Genomic DNA, 19632 nt, shown 5'->3' on the forward strand with positions numbered 1-19632 from the left:
CTCTATCTTGACGCACCGTCAGGTCCGGAGCGGGCCTGACCGGGAACCGGTGCGCGCGGGAGGACAGGCAGTGGACTTCACCTTCACCGAGGAGCAGCAGGCCGCCGTCGAGGCGGCGAAGGCCGTCTTCGCGGACGTCGCCCCGGACGGCGTGCCCAGCCCCGCTCTGACCCCGGGAGCCGTCGCCGAGGACTTCGACCGGCCGCTGTGGGCCAAGCTCGCCGCGTCCGACCTGCTGAGCCTGGTCCTCGCGGAGGAACACGGCGGCGCCGGCCTCGACGCGATCGCCCTGTGCCTGGTGCTGCGCGAGGCGGCGAAGGTGCTGGCCCGGGTTCCGCTGCTGGAGCACTGCGCCACCGCCATGGCCGTCCAGGCCCACGGCAGCCCCGAACTGGCCGCCGCCCTGCTGCCCGGCGCGGGGCGCGGAACGCTCGTCCTCACCGCTGCCGCGCACGGCCGCAGCGGCCACGATCCCGCCGAACTCGCCGTCACCGCCCGCCGCGAGGGCACGCGGTGGACCCTCGACGGAGTGCAGACGGCCGTCCCGTGGGCGCACGGCGCCGACTGGATCGCCGTACCGGCCCACACCGGCGAGGGGGAGGCCGTCCTGGCGCTCGTCCCGCGCACCGCCGAGGGGCTCACCCTGGCCGACCAGGTCTCCACCAGCGGGGAAAGGCTCGCCGAACTCGCCCTGGACGGGGTACGGGTGCCCGCGAGCCACCTCATCGAGACCCCGGGCGTCTGGGAGCGACTGCGCCAGCTCCTCGCCACCGGAACCTGCGCCCTGGCGCTCGGCCTCGGCGAGAACGTCCTCACCATGACCAGCCAGTACACCGGCAAGCGGGAGCAGTTCGGCTTCCCGGTGGCCACCTTCCAGGCCGTCGCCGTCCAGGCCGCCGACCGCTACATCGACCTGCGTGCCATGGAGGTCACCCTCTGGCAGGCCGCCTGGCGGCTCGACGCGGCGACCGGCGGAGCCGGCGGTCCGCTGCCCAGCGCGGGGGACGTCGCCGTCGCCAAGATCTGGGCCTCCGAGGGGGTACGCCGGGTCGTGCAGACCGCGCAGCACCTGCACGGCGGCTTCGGCGCCGACACCGACTACGCCCTGCACCGCTACCACGCGTGGGCCAAGCAGCTCGAGCTCCAGCTGGGCCCGGCCGCGGCCCACGAGGAGGCGCTGGGCGACCTGCTGGCCGCCCACGCCCTCGCCTGACGTACGGAACTAGAGCACGAAGGCCGGGTTCCCGTTGTCGGTCACCATCGGGCGCCCGGCACCGTCCCAGGCCTGCATGCCGCCGTCGATGTTCACGGCGTCGATGCCCTGGCGCACCAGGTACTGGGTGACCTGGGCGGAGCGCCCGCCGACCCGGCACATCACGTGTACCCGGCGGCCGTCCTCGACGGCTTCCGTCACCTCACCGAAGCGGGCCACGAAGTCGCTCATCGGAATGTGCAGGGCACCTTCCACGTGTCCGGCAGCCCATTCGTCGTCCTCGCGGACGTCGAGGACAAAACCTTCGGAGGGCACCGCGGCGGCGTCCACCGAGGGAAGCGGTCCGAAGTTCATACGTCGCCTTCTCTCATCGCAGATCTGTTTCCCAAACCTATCCAACGAGCGCGGCGAGCTCCGCCTCACGCTTCGCGACATCCGCGAGCAGCTGCTCGGCGATCTCCTCCAGCAGCCGGTCCGGGTCCTCCGGAGCCATGCGCAGCATCGATCCGATCGCGCTGTCCTCCAGCTCGCGCGCCACCGTCGACAGCAGCTCCTTGCGCCGCGCCAGCCATTCCAGCCGGGCGTAGAGCTCCTCGCTCTCGTTGAGCTGCCGTACGGCATCCGGAACGGGACCCGCCGCCCACTCCTCGGCCAGCTCGCGCAGCAGCTGCTCCTCGCCCCGCCCGTACGCCGCGTTGACCCGCGCGATGAAGGCGTCGCGGCGTTCCCGCTCGGCTTCGTCCCGGGCGAGGTCCGGGTGCGCCTGGCGGACCAGCTCGCGGTAGATGCGGCGTACCTCCTCCGTCGGCCGCACCCGCTGCGGGGGCCGCACCGGACGGTCGGTGAGCATCGCGGACGCGTCGTCGGAGATGCCCTCCGAGTCCATCCAGTCGTGGAACAGCTCGTCCACACCGGGCATCGGCATCACCAGCGAGCGGGCGTCCCGGGCCCGTCGCAGATCCTCGGGATCACCGCTGCGCTCCGCCTTCGCTTCGGCGATCAGCGCATCCAGCTCGTCGAGCCGCGAGTACATCGGGCCGAGCTTCTGGTGGTGGAGCCGGGAGAAGTTCTCCACCTCCACCCGGAAGGTCTCCACCGCGATCTCGAACTCGATCAGCGCCTGCTCGGCGGCCCGGACGGCCCGCTCCAGGCGCGCCTCGGGTCGCTCGTCGCCCGTCTCTTCGTTCTGCTGCTCGCTCACCCGGCCAGCCTAAGGCCGGTCGGCCCGGGTCGATGTTTCACGTGAAACATCGACCCGCGAACGTGACCCGCTCAGACCCCGGCCTCCGCCTCGATCCGCCCGGACTTCACCGCGGCGACCAGGTCCGCGTGGTCCGCCTCACTCCGGTCCGCGTAGGCCACGGCGAAGGTGGCCATCGCCTCGTCCAGCTCGTCGTTCTTGCCGCAGTACCCGGCCAGCAGCCGAGGATCGGCGCTGTGCGCGTGCGCCCGGGCCAGCAGGGCGCCGGTCATCCGGCCGTAGTCGTCGATCTGTTCCGGAGCCAGTGCCGCCGGGTCCACGCTGCCCTTGCGGTTGCGGAACTGCCGCACCTGGTACGGCCGCCCCTCCACAGTGGTCCAGCCCAGCAGGATGTCCGAGACCACCTGCATCCGCTTCTGCCCGGCCACCACCCGGCGGCCCTCGTGCTCCTCGGGCGCGCTCTCGAAGCCCAGCGCGGGCAGGTACGGCAGCAGCACCGACGGCCGCGCCTCCTTCACCTGGAGCACGAGCGGCTCGCCCCGGTGGTCCAGCAGCAGCACCACGTACGAGCGGGTGCCGACGCTCCCGGTACCCACCACCCGGAAGGCCACGTCATGGATCGCGTACCGGGCCAGCAGCGGCAGCCGGTCCCCCTGGAGGGTCTCCAGGTACGGGCCCAGCGCGGCCGCGACGGCCGCCGCCTCCCCGTCGCCGACCCGGCGCAGCACCGGCAGCGCGTCCACGAAGCGACGGGCGCCGTCCGCGCCGGCCTCGGTGGACTTGGCGGCGAACCGCGCCGAGGTGTTGTTGCGGGCCTTCTCCGAGACCCGCTCCAGGGTGCCCAGCAGGTCGCGGGCGTCGGTGTGCGAGACGAGCTCCTCGTCCGCGATGGCGTTCCAGGCGTCCAGCGCCGGCAGCTTGGCCAGCAGCCGCATGGTCCGGCGGTACGCGCCGACGGTGTCGTGCGCGGCGGCCCGGCAGGTGTCCTCGTCCGCGCCGGCCACCCGTCCGGCCAGGACCAGCGAGGTCGCGAGCCGCTTCAGGTCCCACTCCCACGGGCCGAACACGGTCTCGTCGAAGTCGTTCAGGTCGATGACGAGCCGGCCCCGGGCGTCCCCGTACAGGCCGAAGTTGGCGGCGTGGGCGTCACCGCAGATCTGCGCGCCGACACCGGTCACCGGGCCGCCGGACAGGTCGTGCGCCATCAGACCGGCCGCCCCGCGCAGGAACGCGAAGGGGTTCGCGGCCATCCGGCCGACCCGGATCGGCGCCAGCTCGGGGACCCGGCCGACGTTGGACTCCTCCACCGCCCGCACCGCGTCCGGCCGCCCGGCCGGGGCCTCGAAGTGCGCGTGCGCCGAGCGCGGCACCCGCAGGCGCAGGGCCTTGCCCGCCTCCTTGGGCGAGCCGGCGACGACCCGCGCCGCGAACCCGCCGACGGCCGGTATTCGCCCACCGGACGGCGCTCCCGCCGCCCTGGAAACCGTCCGGCTTCTCGCCCCGTCCGGCTCCGCAACCCGCTGCTCCGGTACCGCCACCATCCGTGCCGCCCCCGCCCGTACCCGTCGTGCTTTTCGGCCTGACCCCATGCATTCGCCCGGCCGGACAACATCAAGTTGGCCTGACCGTATCTACAGCCCGGCGTCCCTGGCCAGCAGGGCGGCCTGAACCCGGTTCTCACAGCCCAGCTTCGAGAGGATCCGGCTCACGTACGTCTTAACCGTCGCCTCGCTCATGTGCAGCCGGCGGCCCGCGTCCGCGTTCGACAGTCCCTCGCCCAGCAGTGCCAGCACCCCGCGCTCCCGCTCGCTCAGCTCCGCCACCCGCCGCCGGGCCGCCTCGCCGCGCGCCGCGCCCTGGCCCGAAGCCAGCTGGTCGACCACGTGCCGGGTCGCGCCCGGCGAGAGGTACGCGTCCCCCGCCGCGGCCGCCCGGACCGCGCCGATCAGCTCGCCCGGCGCCGTGTCCTTCAGCAGGAACCCCGCGCCGCCCGAGCCCAGCGCCCGCAGCACGTTCTCCTTCTCCCCGAACGTGGTCAGGACCAGCGCCCGGACCTCCGGCGCCGCCCGCCCCAGCTCGCCGAGTGCGGCGAGCCCGTCCATCACCGGCATCTGGATGTCGAGCAGCATCACGTCCGGCGTGTGCGCGAGGGCCAGGTCCACGGCCTCTCGGCCGTTCGCCGCCTCGGCGACGACCTCGATGTCCGCGGCCGAGGTCAGGATCATCCTGATCCCCGCCCGGATCAGCGGCTCGTCGTCAGCGATCACCACGCGGATCACCTTGGCTGTCACCCGTGCTCCTACTGCTCGGACTCGTACGCCTGCTTGTCGACGAGCTTGCCGTCCTTGAAGCAGAACCGGAAAACAGTATTGGTGGTCAGCCCCGAGTCGTCCGTCGACAGCAGTGCCAGACAGTCCGTACCCGCGGGCCGCTCGGGGCCCTTGCGGTCCAGGCCGTCGGTCATGAAGCTGTTGCCGTCGGGCAGCTGCTTGCGGACCGCCTCCTCCGACTCGCCCACCCGGACCTTGTCGTAGTCGGCCTGGCTGATCATCGCGCTGCCCGCCGAGCCCACGAGCAGCACCATCCCGGCCCCGATCACGATCACCAGCAGCACCACCGCCGCGACGGCGATCCCGCAGCCCATCGCGACGCCCCCGGCCCGGCTGCGGCCCCGTACGGCCAGCTCCCGGTCCACGGCGGCCCAGTCCATCGGCGGCGGCGCCACCGCGAACCCCCCGGCCTGGGCCAGGGCCTGCGCCTGCTGCCCGAAGTCGTCGGCGATGTCCTCCACTCCGGCCGGCTCGGCCCCGTACGGGAGCACGCCGGCCACCCGGAACCCTCCGTCCTCGGTCCCGCTCGCGTGCACCATCCCGCCGACGAGCCGGGCCCGCTCCCGCAGACCGGTGAGCCCCTGCCCGCCCGAGACCGCCGCGCCGACGCCCGGCCCGGCCGCCGGTCCGTTGGCGATCTCCACCACCAGCGAATCGTCCTCGTACCGCAGTTCCACCGTGATCGGCGCCCCCGAGGCGTGCTTGTACGCGTTGGTCAGCGCCTCCTGCACGATCCGGTACGCCGCGTGGTCACAGGCCGCGACCAGCGGCCTCGGCCGCCCCGACACGGCCATCCGCACGTCGGTCCCCGCGCTCCGCGCCGCCTCCACGATCCCGGCGATCCCGGCCACCCCGCGCGCCGCGGGCTGCGCCTCCTCGGCCGGGGCCGGAGCCTCGACGCCGTCCCGCAGGATCCCGACGACCTCGCGCAGCTCGTGCATCGCCGCGACCGAGGCCTGCCGCAGGACGCCCACCGCCTCGCGCTGGCGGTCGGTGAGCTGCGGGTCCACCTCCAGGGCGCCGGTGTGCACCGCGATCAGCGCCAGCTGGTGCCCCAGGCTGTCGTGCATGTCCTGGGCGATCCGCTGGCGCTCCCGCAGCCGCGCCTGCCCGGCGACCATCACGCGCTCCCGCAGCAGCTGCCCGTTGCGCTCCTGGAGCGCCTGGAGCAGGGTGCGGCGCTGCGACCAGTAGCGGCTGGCCAGACCCGGCATGACCGTCATGGCGAGGAACATCAGGGTGGAGAACACGATCACGAGTACGGGCCGTTGGTCGGACCACGCCTGCAGCACGCCGAAGGAGACGGCGGCGAGGAAGGCCACGGTGAACGCGGTCAGCGCCCGGCCCACCCCGACGATCCGGCGCCCCGCCGACCAGCCCAGCAGGATGGTGATCAGGAACGAGCCGGGCAGGAACGGGGAGACAGCCGACGCGACGATCAGCGTCGCCGCCGGCAGCCGGCGCCGCCCCAACGTGAGCAGCACCACAGCCGCGGCGCTGGCCGCCATCCGCTGCACGCCGCCGTTGTCGAGCTCTTCGACCCCCAGCCCGAGCAGCGCGATCACCCCGGCGAGCACCAGGTCGCCCGCCAGCATCCGCGGGGTCCACGGCTCGGGCCCCTTCAGCCAGTCCCAGCCCGCTCGCATCCTCGCCGTCGCATCCACGCGCCCGACCCTAGACACCGCCGCCCCCGCGGGACCGCCCTCTTTCGTCGTGCCCTCCGCGACGAAAGTCGTCCGGCGGACACCGGGTAGCCCCAACTCCCCGCGTACTGCCCGGGATCGCCGCGCACGCGATCAACACCCCACGGGGGGACGGGAAATGCGAAACGGCCGCCACCGCTTTCGCGATGACGACCGTTTCGTCGATGTGGGCGAGGGGGGATTTGAACCCCCACGTCCCGAAGGACACTGGCACCTGAAGCCAGCGCGTCTGCCGTTCCGCCACTCGCCCGAGCAGCTCTCCAGTGGATCTTCCCTTTCGGGCCGTTCCCCTGGCGACGTCGAAACATTAGCACGTCGGACGGGGTGGATTCACATCGCTTTCCCGGCACCTCCGAGCCCGGGTCCGATTGCCCCTCCCGCACCGCGCTCCCGGTGCGGGACACTGTCCCCTGAGCGCCCCTACGATCCCTTGTGAGTACCAACACTCATGCGCATGGGACCCAGGGGGAACCAGCCGAATCCGCCACGCGTGGATACGATCAGTAAGCAGTACAGGGCGACAACGACGGAGGAGGTGCCCCATGGGAGTCCTGAAGCGGTTCGAGCAGCGACTCGAAGGTCTGGTGAACGGCACCTTCGCCAAGGTGTTCAAGTCCGAGGTCCAGCCCGTCGAGATCGCCGGCGCCCTCCAGCGCGAGTGCGACAACAACGCGACGATCTGGAACCGGGAGCGGACGGTCGTCCCGAACGACTTCATCGTCGAGCTCAGCACCGGCGACTACGAGCGCCTGAGCCCCTACTCCGGGCAGCTCGGCGACGAGCTCGCGGGCCTCGTCCGCGACTACGCCAAGCAGCAGCGCTACAGCTTCATGGGCCCGATCAAGGTCCACCTGGAGAAGGCCGACGACCTCGACACCGGTCTCTACCGGGTCCGCAGCCGCACGCTCGCCTCCAGCACCTCCCAGGCGCCGCCGCAGGCAGCCCCCCAGAACCAGCCGGGCGGCTACGGCTACCCGCCGGTCTCCGCACCGCCGATGCCGGCCGGACCGCCCCCGGGCGCCGCCGCGCGCCGGCCGGGCGCCGCCGGACCGGCCCCCGTACCCGCCGGAGGCGCCACCCGGCGCCACTGGATCGAGATCAACGGCACACGCCACCAGATCTCGCGCCCCACGCTCGTACTCGGCCGAAGCACCGAAGCCGACGTGCGGATCGACGACCCCGGCGTCTCGCGCCGGCACTGTGAGATCCGGACCGGAACGCCCTCGACGATCCAGGATCTCGGGTCCACCAACGGCATCGTGGTGGACGGGCAGCACACCACCCGCGCTACGCTCCGCGACGGCTCGCGGATCGTCGTGGGCAGCACCACCATCATTTACCGGCAAGCCGAAGGGTGAAGCGGGGGCAATGTCAGAGCTGACCCTGACGGTCATGCGGTTGGGTTTCCTGGCCGTTCTGTGGCTGTTCGTCATCGTGGCCGTCCAGGTCATCCGCAGCGACCTCTTCGGTACGCGCGTCACGCAGCGCGGCTCACGCCGCGGCGGGAACGCGTCCGGAGCGCCGGCGCAAGGCGGCCGCCAGGCCGCGGCGCCGCCACAGCAGCGCCAGCGCCGCGGAGCGCCGACCAAACTCGTCGTCTCCGAGGGCACCCTCACGGGCACCACGGTCGCCCTCGCGGGGCAGACGATCACGCTCGGCCGGGCACATGACTCAACGATCGTGCTGGACGACGACTACGCGTCCAGCCGCCATGCCAGGATCTACCCCGACCGTGACGGCCAGTGGATCGTCGAGGATCTCGGGTCCACCAACGGCACGTATCTCGACCGGACCCGGCTGACCACCCCGACGCCCATTCCGCCGGGCGCCCCGATCCGCATCGGCAAGACCGTCATCGAGCTGCGGAAGTAGTACGAGAATGAGCGAGCGGAGCGAGCGAGCCGCGGCAGTCCGGACCACCCAGGACACGGACCCGAGCGCGCTCCCGACCGGAGGGTGGGCAGTGTGGCTCGAGACCGGTTGTACCCGGAGGAATCGACTGGGCAGGTGCGCATGAGTCTGTCCCTGCGGTTCGCCGCCGGATCCCACAAGGGCATGATCCGCGAGGGCAACGAGGACTCCGGCTATGCCGGTCCCCGTCTCCTCGCGGTCGCCGACGGAATGGGCGGCCAGGCCGCCGGCGAGGTCGCCAGCTCCGAGGTGATCTCCTCCCTCGTGCAGCTCGACGACGACGTCCCGGGCTCCGACATCCTCACGTCGCTCGCCACCGCCGTGCAGCGCGCGAACGACCAGCTGCGCGTCATGGTCGAGGAGGACGCCCAGCTCGAGGGCATGGGCACCACCCTGACCGCGCTCCTGTGGACCGGCCAGCGCCTCGGTCTCGTCCACGTCGGCGACTCCCGCGCCTACCTGCTCCGCGACGGCGTCCTCACGCAGATCACCCAGGACCACACCTGGGTGCAGCGCCTCGTCGACGAGGGCCGCATCACCGAAGAGGAAGCCACCACCCACCCGCAGCGCTCCCTCCTCATGCGGGCGCTCGGCAGCGGTGACACCGTCGAGCCCGACCTCTCCATCCGGGAGGTCCGCACCGGCGACCGCTACCTCATCTGCTCCGACGGGCTGTCCGGCGTCGTCTCCCACCAGACCCTGGAAGAGACCCTCGCCGACTACCACGGCCCCCACGAGACCGTGCAGGCCCTGATCCAGCTCGCCCTGCGCGGCGGCGGACCGGACAACATCACCTGCATCGTCGCGGACGTCCTCGACACCGACAGCGGCGACACCCTCGCCGCCCAGCTGAACGACACCCCGGTCGTCGTCGGCGCGGTCGCCGAGAACCAGCACCAGCTCTTCGACGGCAACGCCATGCAGACCCCGGCGGGCCGCGCCTCCGGCCTGGGCCGCCAGGCCCCCCCGCCGGGCGCCTTCGGGCCCCCCGGAAGCGGCGAGGCCCCCGGCTACGGATACCCCGACCAGAGCCAGGGCGGCGGCGGCACGTACGGCAGCTTCGGCGAACCCGACCCGTACGAGGACGACTCGCGCTACGAGGACACGTACGACCGCCCCCGCCGGCGCCGCAGCAAAGGGCGCAAGTGGACCACCCGCACCCTGATCCTGCTGATCGTCGCCGGTGTGGCCGGAGGCGGTCTCTACGCCGCCCACCGCTGGACCCAGACGCAGTACTACATCGGCGTCAAGGGCGAGCACGTGGCGCTCTTCCGCGGCATCAGCCAGAACCTCGGGCCGCTGGAGCTCTCCAAGGTGGAGACCGACCGCACCGACATCGAACTGAAGTACCTGCCGCCCTTCAAGCGGAAGCTGGTCGAGGCCACCATCACCGAGACCAGCCTCGACGGCGCCCGTCAGAAGATCGACGAACTCGGCGTCCAGGTCACCGCGTGCAAGAAGGACGAGGAGCGCCGCGCCGCGGAAGCGCAGAACCCACCGGCACCCGGCCCCAGCCTGTCTCCCACGGAGCAGTCGCTGGTCGGCCTCTGCGGCAAGCAGTAGTACACACCCGCGGGCACAGGGGGCCTGCCACACCATGAGCGTTGTCACCAACACGACCACCATCGGCGCCATCGAGCTGCCGAGCCGGCGGAACACCGAGCTCCTGCTGCTCGCGTTCGCCGTGGTCATCCCGATCTTCGCCTACGCCAACGTGGGCCTGTCGATCCACGGCAAGCTGCCGCCGGGCATGATCGCGTACGGGGGCGGCCTGGCCGTCCTCGCCGGCATCGCCCACCTCGTGGTGCGCCGCTACGCGAAGTACGCGGACCCGCTGCTGCTGCCGATCGGCACGCTGCTCAACGGGCTCGGCTGCGTCCTGATCTGGCGGCTCGACCAGTCGGAGCGGCTGCAGAACCTGGCCAAGCGCCAGTTCGGCCAGTTCTCCGAGTCGGCCCCCCGGCAGATGATGTACACGGCGCTCGCCATCGCCCTGTTCGCCGCCGTGCTGCTGCTCCTCAAGGACCACCGCACGCTGCAGCGCTTCACGTACATCTCCATGGCCGCCTCGCTGGTGCTGCTGATCCTGCCCGTCATCCCGGGTCTGGGCGCCGACGTCTTCGGCGCGAAGATCTGGATCAGCGTCGCCGGCTTCTCCATCCAGCCCGGTGAGTTCGCGAAGATCGTCATCGCGATCTTCTTCGCCGGCTACCTGATGGTGAAGCGCGACGCCCTCGCACTGGCCAGCCGCCGCTTCATGGGCCTCTACCTGCCGCGCGGCCGCGACCTCGGCCCGATCCTGATGATCTGGGCGATGAGCCTGCTCGTCCTGGTCTTCGAGAACGACCTCGGCACCTCGCTGCTCTTCTTCGGCATGTTCGTGATCATGCTGTACGTGGCCACCGAGCGCACCAGCTGGATCGTCATCGGCCTGGTCATGAGCGTGGCCGGCGCGGCCGTCGTCGGCGCGACCGCCAGCCACGTCAAGGCCCGTGTCACCGCCTGGCTCGACCCCTTCGCCTGCTACAGCAAGTCGGGCGCCTGCGAGCAGGTCGGCCAGTCGATCATGAGCTTCGGCTCCGGCGGGGTCCTCGGCACCGGCTGGGGTCAGGGCAACTCCGACCTCATCGGCTTCGCCGCCAACTCCGACTTCATCTTCTCCACGGTCGGCGAGGAGCTCGGCCTCGCGGGCGTCATGGCCTTCCTCCTGCTCTACGGCCTGATCATCGAGCGCGGTGTGCGCACCGCCCTCGCCGCCCGCGACCCCTTCGGCAAGCTCTTCGCCATCGGTCTCTCCGGCGCCTTCGCCCTGCAGATCTTCGTGGTCGCCGGCGGAGTCATGGGCCTCATCCCCCTGACCGGCATGACCATGCCCTTCCTCGCGTCCGGCGGTTCGTCCGTCCTCGCGAACTGGGCCCTCATCGGGATCCTCATCCGGATCAGCGACACCGCACGCCGCCCCGCCCCGGCACCGGCACCGTCCCCCGACTCCGAGATGACCCAGGTGGTCCGTCCGTCATGAACAAGCCCCTGCGCCGCATCTCGATCTTCTGCGGGCTGCTCGTCCTCGCACTGCTGATCCGGACCAACTGGCTCCAGTACGTCCAGGCCGAGGACCTCAGCACCCGCAAGGAGAACCGCCGGGTCCAGATCGCCCAGTACGCCACCCAGCGCGGCAACATCATCGTCGCGGGCGGCCAGGCCATCACGGGCTCCGCCGCCACCGACGGCAGCGACTACAAGTACAAGCGGGTCTACAACGACGGCGCGCTGTGGGCACCCGTGACCGGGTACGCCTCCCAGGCCTTCGGCTCCACCCAGCTGGAGTCCCTGGAGGACAAGATCCTCACCGGCAACGACGACCGGCTGTTCTTCGACCGCACCATCGGCATGTTCACCGGCGAGAAGAAGGCCGGCGGCAACGTCGTCACCACGCTGCTGCCCGACGCGCAGAAGGCCGCGTACGAGAAGCTCGGCGACAAGACGGGCGCCGTCGCCGCGATCGACCCGCGCACCGGCGCCATCCTCGCGCTGGTCAGCACCCCCTCGTACGACCCCTCCCTCTTCGCCGGCAACTCCAAGACCGACGAGAAGAACTGGGTCGAGCTGAAGGACAGCCCGGAGAAGAAGCTCGTCAACCGCGCCCTGCGCGAGACCTACCCGCCCGGCTCGACCTTCAAGGTCGTCACCGCCGCGGCCGCGCTGGAGCACGGCGTCGTCACCGACATCAACGCGCCGACGGACACCCCCGAGCCGTTCTTCCTGCCGACGACCAAGACCCCGATGGTCAACCACGCCAAGAACTGCGAGAAGGCGACGCTCAACTTCGCGCTCCAGGTCTCCTGCAACTCCGTCTTCGCCAACGTCGCCGACAAGGTGACCAAGGACAAGATGCTGGAGACGGCGCAGAAGTTCGGCTTCAACAACGACAAGATCGACACCCCGGTCCGGGCGTTCGCCAGCGTCTACGACAAGAACATGGACCGTCCGGGCAACTCGCTCTCCGCGATCGGCCAGTTCAACACCGCCGCCACCCCGCTGCAGATGGCTATGGTCGCCGCGGCCGTCGCCAACGACGGCAAGCTGATGAAGCCGTACATGGTCGACCAGCTCACCGCGCCGAACCTCGACGTCATCGAGAAGCACGAGCCGCAGGAGATGAGCCGCCCGCTCTCGCCCGCCAACGCGCAGAAGCTCCAGCAGATGATGGTCAACGTCGTCGAGAACGAGAACGGCACCGGCGGCAAGGCCAAGATCAAGGACGTCACCGTCGGCGGCAAGACCGGCACCGCGCAGCACGGCGAGAAGAACGCCAAGCGCCCTTACGCCTGGTTCATCGCCTACGCCAAGACCGACAAGGGCTCCCCGGTCGCCGTCGCCGTCGTCATCGAGGACAGCGACGCCGACCGCGAGGACATCAGCGGTGGCGGTCTCGCGGCCCCCGTCGCGAAGGCCGTCATGGAAGCCGTGCTCAAGAACCAGAACAAGGGCTGACGGAAGGGACGCAAGGGGCCGACAGCGGCGCGAGAGCCGAACCGGAGTGATCCACATCACTGTTCCCGCCCGGATCCGAGCGTACGGTACCGGTCCGGTATCAGGCTGTGGTCACGAACCGATCACCGACGATCGGCCGGTAGCCTTTGCGCGAACAGCACACCGCCGGACCACACACGGGTGCGGTCGGGACTGACGGAGAGGGCTGCAACGTTATGGAAGAGCCGCGTCGCCTCGGCGGCCGGTACGAGCTGAGCCACGTGCTCGGCCGCGGTGGCATGGCCGAGGTCTACCTCGCCCACGACACCCGGCTCGGCCGTACCGTCGCCGTCAAGACCCTGCGCGCCGACCTCGCCCGCGACCCGTCCTTCCAGGCCCGGTTCCGTCGCGAGGCCCAGTCGGCCGCGTCGCTCAACCACCCGGCGATCGTCGCGGTCTACGACACCGGCGAGGACTACGTCGACAACATCTCCATCCCGTACATCGTGATGGAGTACGTCGACGGCTCAACCCTGCGCGAGCTCCTGCACTCCGGGCGCAAGCTGCTGCCCGAGCGCACCCTGGAAATGACCATCGGCATCCTCCAGGCCCTCGAGTACTCGCACCGCGCCGGCATCGTGCACCGTGACATCAAGCCGGCCAACGTGATGCTCACCCGCACCGGCCAGGTCAAGGTCATGGACTTCGGCATCGCCCGTGCCATGGGCGACTCCGGCATGACCATGACGCAGACCGCAGCCGTCATCGGCACCGCCCAGTACCTCTCCCCCGAGCAGGCCAAGGGCGAGCAGGTCGACGCGCGCTCCGACCTCTACTCCGCGGGCTGCCTGCTGTACGAACTCCTCAGCGTCCGGCCGCCGTTCATCGGTGACTCGCCGGTCGCCGTCGCATACCAGCACGTACGGGAAGAACCGCAGCCGCCGTCGAACTTCGACCCCGAGATCACGCCCGAGATGGACGCGATCGTGTTGAAGGCGCTGGTCAAGGACCCCGACTACCGCTACCAGTCCGCCGACGAGATGCGCGCCGACATCGAGGCCTGCCTCGACGGCCAGCCCGTCGCGGCCGCGGCCGCCATGGGCGCGCCCGGCTACGGCTACCCCGACCAGGGCCACGGGTACGGACACCAGGGCTACGACCAGCCCACCACCGCCCTGCGCGCGGCCGACTCCGGCCAGACCTCCATGCTCCCGCCGATGCCCCCGGGCGACGGCGGATACGGCTACGGGGACCAGGGCCAGGGCGGCTACGACCAGGGCGGCCACGGCCGCCGTCAGCAGAAGAAGAGCAAGGCCTCGACGATCCTGCTGGTCACGGCCGGCATCCTCGTCCTGGTCGGCGCGATCCTCATCGGCCGCTCACTCTTCAGCAACAACGCCGACAACCGGCCCAACGTGCCCAAGCTCATCGGCCAGACCCTCGAACAGGCGCAGAGGACCGGCGACAACGTCGGACTCAAGGTCGAGAAGGAAGCCGACGAGGCCTGCGACAACCAGCCCAAGGGCAACATCTGCTCGCAGAACCCGGAGCCCGACACCAAGGCCGACAAGGGTTCGACGGTCAAGGTCAAGATCTCCTCGGGCGCCCCGAACCTGCCGGTGCCCAACGTCGTCAACCTGAAGTTCGAGGACGCCGAGAAGGCGCTCAAGGACAAGGGCTTCGCCGTCGAGAAGAAGACCCAGGAGTCCGAGCGGCCCGCGGGCACCGTCCTGGACCAGGACCCGAAGAGCGGCCAGGCCCAGAAGGGCTCCACCGTCACGCTGACGGTCGCCAAGGAGCAGGCCAAGTCCGAGATGCCGGACCTCCTCGGGAAGACCCGGGAGCAGGCGATCAAGGCGCTGAACGACGCCAAGCTCAAGCTCGGCAGCCAGACGGAGATCGACTCCCCGGGAGCCGCTCCGAAGACGATCGTCCAGCAGCAGTACCCGGCGGGCGAGCAGCTGGCGGTGGGCACGACGGTCAACGTCCAGATCGCCAAGGCCTCGCAGCAGACCCAGGTCCCGCAGCTGATCGGCAAGACCGTCGCCCAGGCCAAGGCGGAGCTCGCCAGCCGGGGCCTGAGCCTGCAGGTCATCGCGGGCTCGACGGACGACAAGGCGGTCATCGTGCAGACCGATCCCCCGGCGGGCACCCCCGTCGAAGGGGGCCGGGTCATCAACGCCCAGACGCTGGGCGGCCAGCAGAACGGCGGCAACAACGGCGGCAACGACGGCGGGACGCTCTTCGGCGGCCTGACGGGCGGCGGACGGCGCTAGTCGGCAGTCTTTCCCGCAGAGACACGGAAAAGCCCCTGTGGGCGGCCTCAGAGCCGCTCACGGGGGCTTTTCCGTATCAGCCGTCCCGGCCGTCCCGGCCATCCCAGCCGTCCCGGCCGTCCCGGCTCGTCCCGGCCACGCGTCAGCGCAGCTCGGCCGGGAGCGTCCGCTGCGCGTCCACCTTCTCCGTGCGCACCAGCTCGCCCCACACGACGTACCGGAACTTCGACGTGTACACCGGCGTGCAGGTCGTCAGCGTGATGAAGCGGCCCGGCGCCGTCCGCCCCGACTCCTTCGGGACCGCCGAGATCACGTCCACGTTGTACTTCGACGTCTGGCGCAGCTCCGCGAAGACCTTGTACACGTACCAGGTGTCCCGCGTCTCGAAGACGACCGCGTCTCCGTTCTTCACCTTGTCGATGTTGTGGAACTTGGCGCCGTGCCCGTCCCGGTGCGCGGCGAGCGAGAAGTTCCCCGACGCCTCCCACGGCAGGGCCGCCTTCACGGGGTCCGTGTAGTACCCGGCCACGCCGTCGTCGAGGACGTCCGGGGCCGTGCCCTTCTTGACCAGGACCTCGCCGTTCTTCATCGCCGGTACGTGCAGGAAGCCGATGCCGTCCATGGTGTCCAGCGCCCCCGGCGCCGCGGACCCGTTCGCCCCCGGGGCCGTCTGCCACTGCTGGCGGATCTCGTCGCCGCGCGCCTGCGCATGCCGGTCGGCGAGCACGTTCGTCCACCACAGCGAGTACACGACGAACAGGCCGAGGACGAGGCCCACGGTGATCAGGAACTCGCCCAGCAGGCTCAGGAAGCCGGCGAGCACACTGCGGTTCTGGGGCGGCGACGCGGCACGTGACACTGCTTGTTCGTCCTTACGGGGTGGCCAGCGCGGGCGGAGCACCCTGGCTGCGGGGGCGTTCGTCGGTCATCCTGCCCCATACGATCATCCGGTAGGTGCTGGTGAACTCAGGGGTGCAGGTCGTCAGCGTGATGTACCGGCCCGGGGCGGTGAAGCCCGAACCCACCGGCACCGGTTTGATCACCGAGACGTTCGTCGGCGGGGTCTGCGCCAGCGACGAGGTGATCTCGTACGTGTAGTAGGCGTCCCGCGTCTCGACCACGACCGGGTCCCCCGGCACCAGCCGGTTGATGAAGCGGAACGGTTCGCCATGGGTGTTGCGGTGGCCCGCCAGGGCGAAATTGCCCTGCTTGTCGGCCGGCATCGCCGACTTCAGCGCGCCGTCCGCGTAGTGCCCGACCATGCCCTTGTCGAGCACCTTCGGCTTGCTGACGCCCTCGGCCACCGGAACCTTCACGTCCAGCTTCGGGATGTGGAGGATCGCGAAGCCCTCCCCGGGTTCGAACGCCGCGACCTGCGGGGCGGCGGCCCCGCCCGGGCTGCGTTCCCAGTTCTGCCGCAGCGAACCGGCCGCCCCGTCCGCCGTCCGCTCCGCCAGTACGTTCGTGTACCAGAGCTGGTAGGCGACGAACAGCAGCATCACCAGGCCCAGCGTGATGAACAGCTCGCCGGCGAGCCGGCTCGCCACGATCACCGGACCGCCCGACGCGGGCCGCCTGCGCCGACGGCCCCCGCTGCGCCTGCGCGTGCGCCGCGCGGCCTCCTGAGCTGCCCTGCGCCGCGCGGCCCGGCCCTCCGTGGGCGCGGACGGCGCGACCGCGGTCACGCGACGGCCTTGCCCACCACCGGGGCGAGCCCCACCGAGCGCTCGACGGCCCCCGCGTCCCCGCAGCGCACCAGCCAGTTCGCGAGCATCCGGTGGCCCCACTCGGTCAGCACCGACTCGGGGTGGAACTGCACGCCCTCGACGTCGTGCTCCCGGTGCCGCAGCCCCATGATGATCCCGTCCTCGGTGCGCGCGGTGACCTCCAGCACGTCGGGCAGGGTCGCCGGCTCGGCCGCGAGCGAGTGGTAGCGGGTCGCGGTGAACGGCGACGGCAGCCCCTCGAAGACGCCGAGGCCCTCGTGCACCACCGGCGAGGTCTTCCCGTGCAGCAGCTCGGGCGCCCGGTCCACGACGCCGCCGTACGCGACGGCCATGGACTGCATGCCGAGGCACACGCCGAAGACCGGGACGCCGGTGTCGGCGCAGTGGCGGACCATGTCGACGCAGACGCCCGCCTGCTCCGGCGTACCCGGTCCGGGCGACAGCAGCACGCCGTCGAAGCCGTCCTGCGCGTGGGCGAGTTCGACCTCGTCGTTGCGCAGCACCTCGCACTCGGCGCCGAGCTGGTACAGGTACTGGACCAGGTTGAAGACAAAGCTGTCGTAGTTGTCGACAACCAGAATGCGCGCGCTCACGGAGTGGCTCCCGATCCCTCGTCCACCGTTACGTCGTTGAACGGCAGGAGCGGCTCGGCCCACGGGAAGACGTACTGGAAGAGCACGAAGACCACTCCGAGGACCAGTACGAGAGAGATCACCGCGCGAACCCACGCGTTGCCCGGCAGATGCCGCCAGATCCAGCCGTACATGCCGTCTGTTTCCTATCCGTCCACGATCGACCACCGCACCGCGGGGGCGGTACGCGAACAGACTAAAGGCAGCGGCCCGGCCGGGTGGGTCAGCTCGGCAAACCCTCGGGCCGGCCCTGGGCGACCGTGCGGGTCTGCGTCAGCTCCGCCCAGACGACCAGCCGGTGGCTGTGGCCCCACTCCGGATCGCAGGTCGTGAGCGTCAGGTACCGCCCGGGCGCGGTGAAGGGGGACCGGCGCGGCACCGGGTCGACCACCCCGATGTCGGTGGGCACGGTGCGCAGCGGTTCGCTGCGGACGGTGTACGTGTACCAGGCCGTCGCGTCCTTGAGGATCACGGCGTCTCCGGGGCGCAGCTCGGGGAAGTCCTTGAAGGGGTCGCCGTACGTCCTGCGGTGTCCGGCGACCGAGAAGTTCCCCGTGCCGCCGAGGCGGGCGGTGCCCTCGTAGTGGCCGAGGCCCTTCTTCAGCACTTCGGCGGCGGTGCCCTCCAGGACCGGCTTGTTCCAGTCCGGGCCGAAGCGCGGGATGTACATCTCGGCGAAGGCCCGGCCGGACTCGTACCCGGGCGGCCGCTCCTGCGCCGGCTGCCCGGTCTGCGGGGCGGGCGCCGGCTGCGGCGGGGCGGCGGGGACGGGATCGGCGGGGGCGGCGGGCGCGGCGGACGGCGCCGCGGCCCAGCCGTCGCGCAGCCGGGCCATCTCCCCGTCCATGGCCCGGTCGGCCTTGACCCCGGTCCACAGCAGTACGTACGCCACGAACAGCACGATCAGCGTGCCCGCCGTCAGGCACACCTCGCTGAACGTCCGCACCACCAGGCGCAGTACGGCGTCACGGCGTACTGCTCGCGGAGGCGGCGTCCAGCGGCTTCGCATAGTGGAGGTCCACTGTGCCGGAGTAGCCGGGGAGTGTCAGCTCCTTGTGCTCGTCCACTTTCCAGCCCAGCCCGTACGCCGACACGTACAGCTGGTAGTTCTGCAGGGCCGGGGAGGCCGCCAGCGCCTTGCGCAGGGCCGCCGGGTCGCCGACCGCGCTCACCTTGTACGGGGGCGAGTAGACGCGGCCCTGGAGGATCAGCGTGTTGCCGACGCAGCGCACCGCGCTGGTGGAGATCAGCCGCTGGTCCATGACCTGGATGCCCTCGGCGCCGCCCTGCCACAGGGCGTTCACGACGGCCTGGAGGTCCTGCTGGTGGATCACCAGGTCGTTGGGCTGCGGCTCGGGCACGTTCGGGATGCGGGCGGTGGCGTTCGGCGGGGCGTCGTTCAGGGTGACCGTGAGCCCCTTGCCGGACAGCGGCTCGGTGCCCGAGGCGGCCCGCAGCGCGGCCAGCTTGGCGTCCTCCGCCTTGGTGCTGCCGTCGTCGCGGTCGGCGAGGGTGTCCACCCGGCCGCGGACGGCCGCGGTGCTCTGTTCGAGCAGTGCGTTGTTCTGGCTGCGCTCGTGGATGAGGTCCGAGAGCTTCAGGAGCGACGCGTCCGTCCGGATGTTCGTACCCTTGGAGGTGTTGAAACTGGTGACGAAGATGAGACCGGCCAGGGCGAAAACGGCGGCCGTCAGCAGCCGGACCGGTCTGGCCCGGCGACGGGGACCCGCGGAGGAGTCGTCGGAATTGCTCAACGTACCCTTCTCCTTCAACGCCACAGGTCCACTACGCTAACGGACGCCCGGGGCAGGCAAGGTCCCCAGCGCATCGACAGGAGAGCCCCTCGTGCCGAAGTCACGTATCCGCAAGAAGGACGACTACACGCCGCCGCCGGCGAAGCAGGCGCAGCAGATCAGGCTGGGGAGCCGCGGCTGGGTCGCCCCGGTCATGCTGGCGTTCTTCCTGATCGGTCTCGCGTGGATCGTCGTCTTCTACGTGACCGAGACCCAGCTGCCGATCGAGGCGCTGGGCAACTGGAACATCGTGGTCGGATTCGGCTTCATCGCGGCGGGATTCGGCGTCTCCACGCAGTGGAAGTGACCGGCCCCTGATCAGGCGCCGGAAGCACAGGCGCACCAGCTCCGGCAAGCTCTCCCCATGAGTTAT

Annotated in this window: 19 protein-coding genes and 1 tRNA gene; 8 read left to right on the forward strand and 12 right to left on the reverse strand. The window is 71.0% G+C overall.

Annotated features, from left to right (window positions below):
• Positions 1-70: 70 nt before the first annotated feature.
• On the forward strand, positions 71-1213 hold the full coding sequence (locus ACFY1T_RS09770; protein ID WP_390787723.1) for an acyl-CoA dehydrogenase family protein: 1143 nt from the start codon (positions 71-73) through the stop codon (positions 1211-1213).
• A 9-nt stretch (positions 1214-1222) separates the two neighbouring features.
• Here the strand turns inward: ACFY1T_RS09770 and ACFY1T_RS09775 are convergent, their stop codons facing one another.
• The 6 genes from ACFY1T_RS09775 to ACFY1T_RS09800 all read right to left on the reverse strand — a co-directional run bounded on the left by ACFY1T_RS09775 (position 1223) and on the right by ACFY1T_RS09800 (position 6697).
• Positions 1223-1567, reverse strand: a complete 345-nt coding sequence (locus ACFY1T_RS09775) for a rhodanese-like domain-containing protein (RefSeq protein WP_030857649.1) — start codon at positions 1565-1567, stop codon at positions 1223-1225.
• Positions 1568-1604: 37 nt separating this feature from the next.
• Positions 1605-2414 (reverse strand): J domain-containing protein, encoded by an 810-nt coding sequence (locus ACFY1T_RS09780; RefSeq protein WP_390787724.1) that lies wholly within the window; start codon positions 2412-2414, stop codon positions 1605-1607.
• Positions 2415-2485: 71 nt separating this feature from the next.
• Positions 2486-3955 (reverse strand): DUF2252 domain-containing protein, encoded by a 1470-nt coding sequence (locus tag ACFY1T_RS09785; RefSeq protein ID WP_390787725.1) that lies wholly within the window; start codon positions 3953-3955, stop codon positions 2486-2488.
• Between the two features lie 90 nt (positions 3956-4045).
• Positions 4046-4705 (reverse strand): response regulator, encoded by a 660-nt coding sequence (locus ACFY1T_RS09790; RefSeq protein ID WP_390787726.1) that lies wholly within the window; start codon positions 4703-4705, stop codon positions 4046-4048.
• 8 nt (positions 4706-4713) lie between these two features.
• On the reverse strand, positions 4714-6390 hold the full coding sequence (locus tag ACFY1T_RS09795) for a sensor histidine kinase (protein ID WP_390787901.1): 1677 nt from the start codon (positions 6388-6390) through the stop codon (positions 4714-4716).
• Between the two features lie 224 nt (positions 6391-6614).
• Positions 6615-6697, reverse strand: a tRNA-Leu gene (locus ACFY1T_RS09800).
• 292 nt (positions 6698-6989) lie between these two features.
• Here ACFY1T_RS09800 and ACFY1T_RS09805 point away from each other — a divergent pair.
• From ACFY1T_RS09805 to pknB, 6 genes are all read left to right on the forward strand, one after another.
• Positions 6990-7805, forward strand: coding sequence for a DUF3662 and FHA domain-containing protein (locus ACFY1T_RS09805; RefSeq protein ID WP_030857658.1), 816 nt, complete (start codon positions 6990-6992; stop codon positions 7803-7805).
• Positions 7806-7815: 10 nt separating this feature from the next.
• Complete coding sequence (locus tag ACFY1T_RS09810) at positions 7816-8319, forward strand: FHA domain-containing protein (protein ID WP_030857660.1); 504 nt, start codon at positions 7816-7818, stop codon at positions 8317-8319.
• Between the two features lie 141 nt (positions 8320-8460).
• Entirely contained in the window at positions 8461-9921 is a 1461-nt protein-coding gene (locus tag ACFY1T_RS09815) for a Stp1/IreP family PP2C-type Ser/Thr phosphatase (protein WP_390787727.1), read from the forward strand.
• Positions 9922-9955: 34 nt separating this feature from the next.
• Positions 9956-11380: an FtsW/RodA/SpoVE family cell cycle protein gene (locus ACFY1T_RS09820; RefSeq protein WP_030857665.1), complete on the forward strand. Its 1425-nt coding sequence runs from the start codon at positions 9956-9958 to the stop codon at positions 11378-11380.
• Positions 11377-12852 carry a peptidoglycan D,D-transpeptidase FtsI family protein gene (locus tag ACFY1T_RS09825; RefSeq protein WP_390787728.1) on the forward strand — a complete coding sequence of 492 codons (1476 nt, stop codon included), beginning with the start codon at positions 11377-11379 and terminating at the stop codon, positions 12850-12852. The genes ACFY1T_RS09820 and ACFY1T_RS09825 overlap by 4 nt, the downstream gene beginning before the upstream one ends.
• A 215-nt stretch (positions 12853-13067) precedes the next feature.
• Positions 13068-15107 (forward strand): Stk1 family PASTA domain-containing Ser/Thr kinase, encoded by a 2040-nt coding sequence (pknB, locus tag ACFY1T_RS09830; RefSeq protein WP_390787729.1) that lies wholly within the window; start codon positions 13068-13070, stop codon positions 15105-15107.
• Positions 15108-15249: 142 nt separating this feature from the next.
• On the opposite strand, the gene ACFY1T_RS09835 is transcribed toward pknB, so the two are convergent.
• The 6 genes from ACFY1T_RS09835 to ACFY1T_RS09860 all read right to left on the reverse strand — a co-directional run bounded on the left by ACFY1T_RS09835 (position 15250) and on the right by ACFY1T_RS09860 (position 19220).
• Entirely contained in the window at positions 15250-15966 is a 717-nt protein-coding gene (locus tag ACFY1T_RS09835; RefSeq protein ID WP_390787730.1) for a class E sortase, read from the reverse strand.
• 13 nt (positions 15967-15979) lie between these two features.
• The gene (locus ACFY1T_RS09840; RefSeq protein ID WP_390787731.1) at positions 15980-16792 is read right to left on the reverse strand and encodes a class E sortase; all 813 of its coding nucleotides are present in this window, start codon (positions 16790-16792) and stop codon (positions 15980-15982) included.
• Positions 16789-17427, reverse strand: coding sequence for an aminodeoxychorismate/anthranilate synthase component II (locus ACFY1T_RS09845; RefSeq protein ID WP_053687828.1), 639 nt, complete (start codon positions 17425-17427; stop codon positions 16789-16791). The genes ACFY1T_RS09840 and ACFY1T_RS09845 overlap by 4 nt, the downstream gene beginning before the upstream one ends.
• Positions 17424-17600, reverse strand: a complete 177-nt coding sequence (locus tag ACFY1T_RS09850) for a hypothetical protein (protein WP_030857677.1) — start codon at positions 17598-17600, stop codon at positions 17424-17426. The genes ACFY1T_RS09845 and ACFY1T_RS09850 overlap by 4 nt, the downstream gene beginning before the upstream one ends.
• An 89-nt stretch (positions 17601-17689) precedes the next feature.
• Entirely contained in the window at positions 17690-18475 is a 786-nt protein-coding gene (locus ACFY1T_RS09855; protein WP_390787732.1) for a class E sortase, read from the reverse strand.
• A complete protein-coding gene (locus ACFY1T_RS09860) occupies positions 18432-19220 on the reverse strand; it encodes a DUF881 domain-containing protein (protein WP_390787733.1) in 789 nt (262 codons plus the stop codon). The genes ACFY1T_RS09855 and ACFY1T_RS09860 overlap by 44 nt, the downstream gene beginning before the upstream one ends.
• A gap of 91 nt (positions 19221-19311) precedes the next feature.
• On the opposite strand from ACFY1T_RS09860, the gene crgA reads away from it, so the two are divergent.
• On the forward strand, positions 19312-19566 hold the full coding sequence (gene crgA, locus ACFY1T_RS09865) for a cell division protein CrgA (RefSeq protein ID WP_030857683.1): 255 nt from the start codon (positions 19312-19314) through the stop codon (positions 19564-19566).
• Positions 19567-19632: the final 66 nt, after the last annotated feature.

Origin of the sequence: Streptomyces sp. NPDC001194, assembly GCF_042896985.1 — a bacterium.
Lineage (GTDB): Bacteria > Actinomycetota > Actinomycetes > Streptomycetales > Streptomycetaceae > Streptomyces.

What these genes read in the sequence shown, in the direction of transcription:
- ACFY1T_RS09805 (WP_030857658.1), top strand. Translation starts at nt 6,990, where the DNA reads ATGGGAGTCCTGAAGCGGTTCGAGCAGCGACTCGAAGGTCTGGTGAAC.
- ACFY1T_RS09855 (WP_390787732.1), bottom strand. Translation starts at nt 18,475, where the DNA reads ATGCGAAGCCGCTGGACGCCGCCTCCGCGAGCAGTACGCCGTGACGCC.
- ACFY1T_RS09795 (WP_390787901.1), bottom strand. Translation starts at nt 6,390, where the DNA reads ATGCGAGCGGGCTGGGACTGGCTGAAGGGGCCCGAGCCGTGGACCCCG.
- ACFY1T_RS09785 (WP_390787725.1), bottom strand. Translation starts at nt 3,955, where the DNA reads ATGGTGGCGGTACCGGAGCAGCGGGTTGCGGAGCCGGACGGGGCGAGA.
- ACFY1T_RS09850 (WP_030857677.1), bottom strand. Translation starts at nt 17,600, where the DNA reads ATGTACGGCTGGATCTGGCGGCATCTGCCGGGCAACGCGTGGGTTCGC.
- ACFY1T_RS09775 (WP_030857649.1), bottom strand. Translation starts at nt 1,567, where the DNA reads ATGAACTTCGGACCGCTTCCCTCGGTGGACGCCGCCGCGGTGCCCTCC.
- pknB (WP_390787729.1), top strand. Translation starts at nt 13,068, where the DNA reads ATGGAAGAGCCGCGTCGCCTCGGCGGCCGGTACGAGCTGAGCCACGTG.
- ACFY1T_RS09810 (WP_030857660.1), top strand. Translation starts at nt 7,816, where the DNA reads ATGTCAGAGCTGACCCTGACGGTCATGCGGTTGGGTTTCCTGGCCGTT.
- ACFY1T_RS09825 (WP_390787728.1), top strand. Translation starts at nt 11,377, where the DNA reads ATGAACAAGCCCCTGCGCCGCATCTCGATCTTCTGCGGGCTGCTCGTC.
- ACFY1T_RS09815 (WP_390787727.1), top strand. Translation starts at nt 8,461, where the DNA reads ATGAGTCTGTCCCTGCGGTTCGCCGCCGGATCCCACAAGGGCATGATC.
- ACFY1T_RS09820 (WP_030857665.1), top strand. Translation starts at nt 9,956, where the DNA reads ATGAGCGTTGTCACCAACACGACCACCATCGGCGCCATCGAGCTGCCG.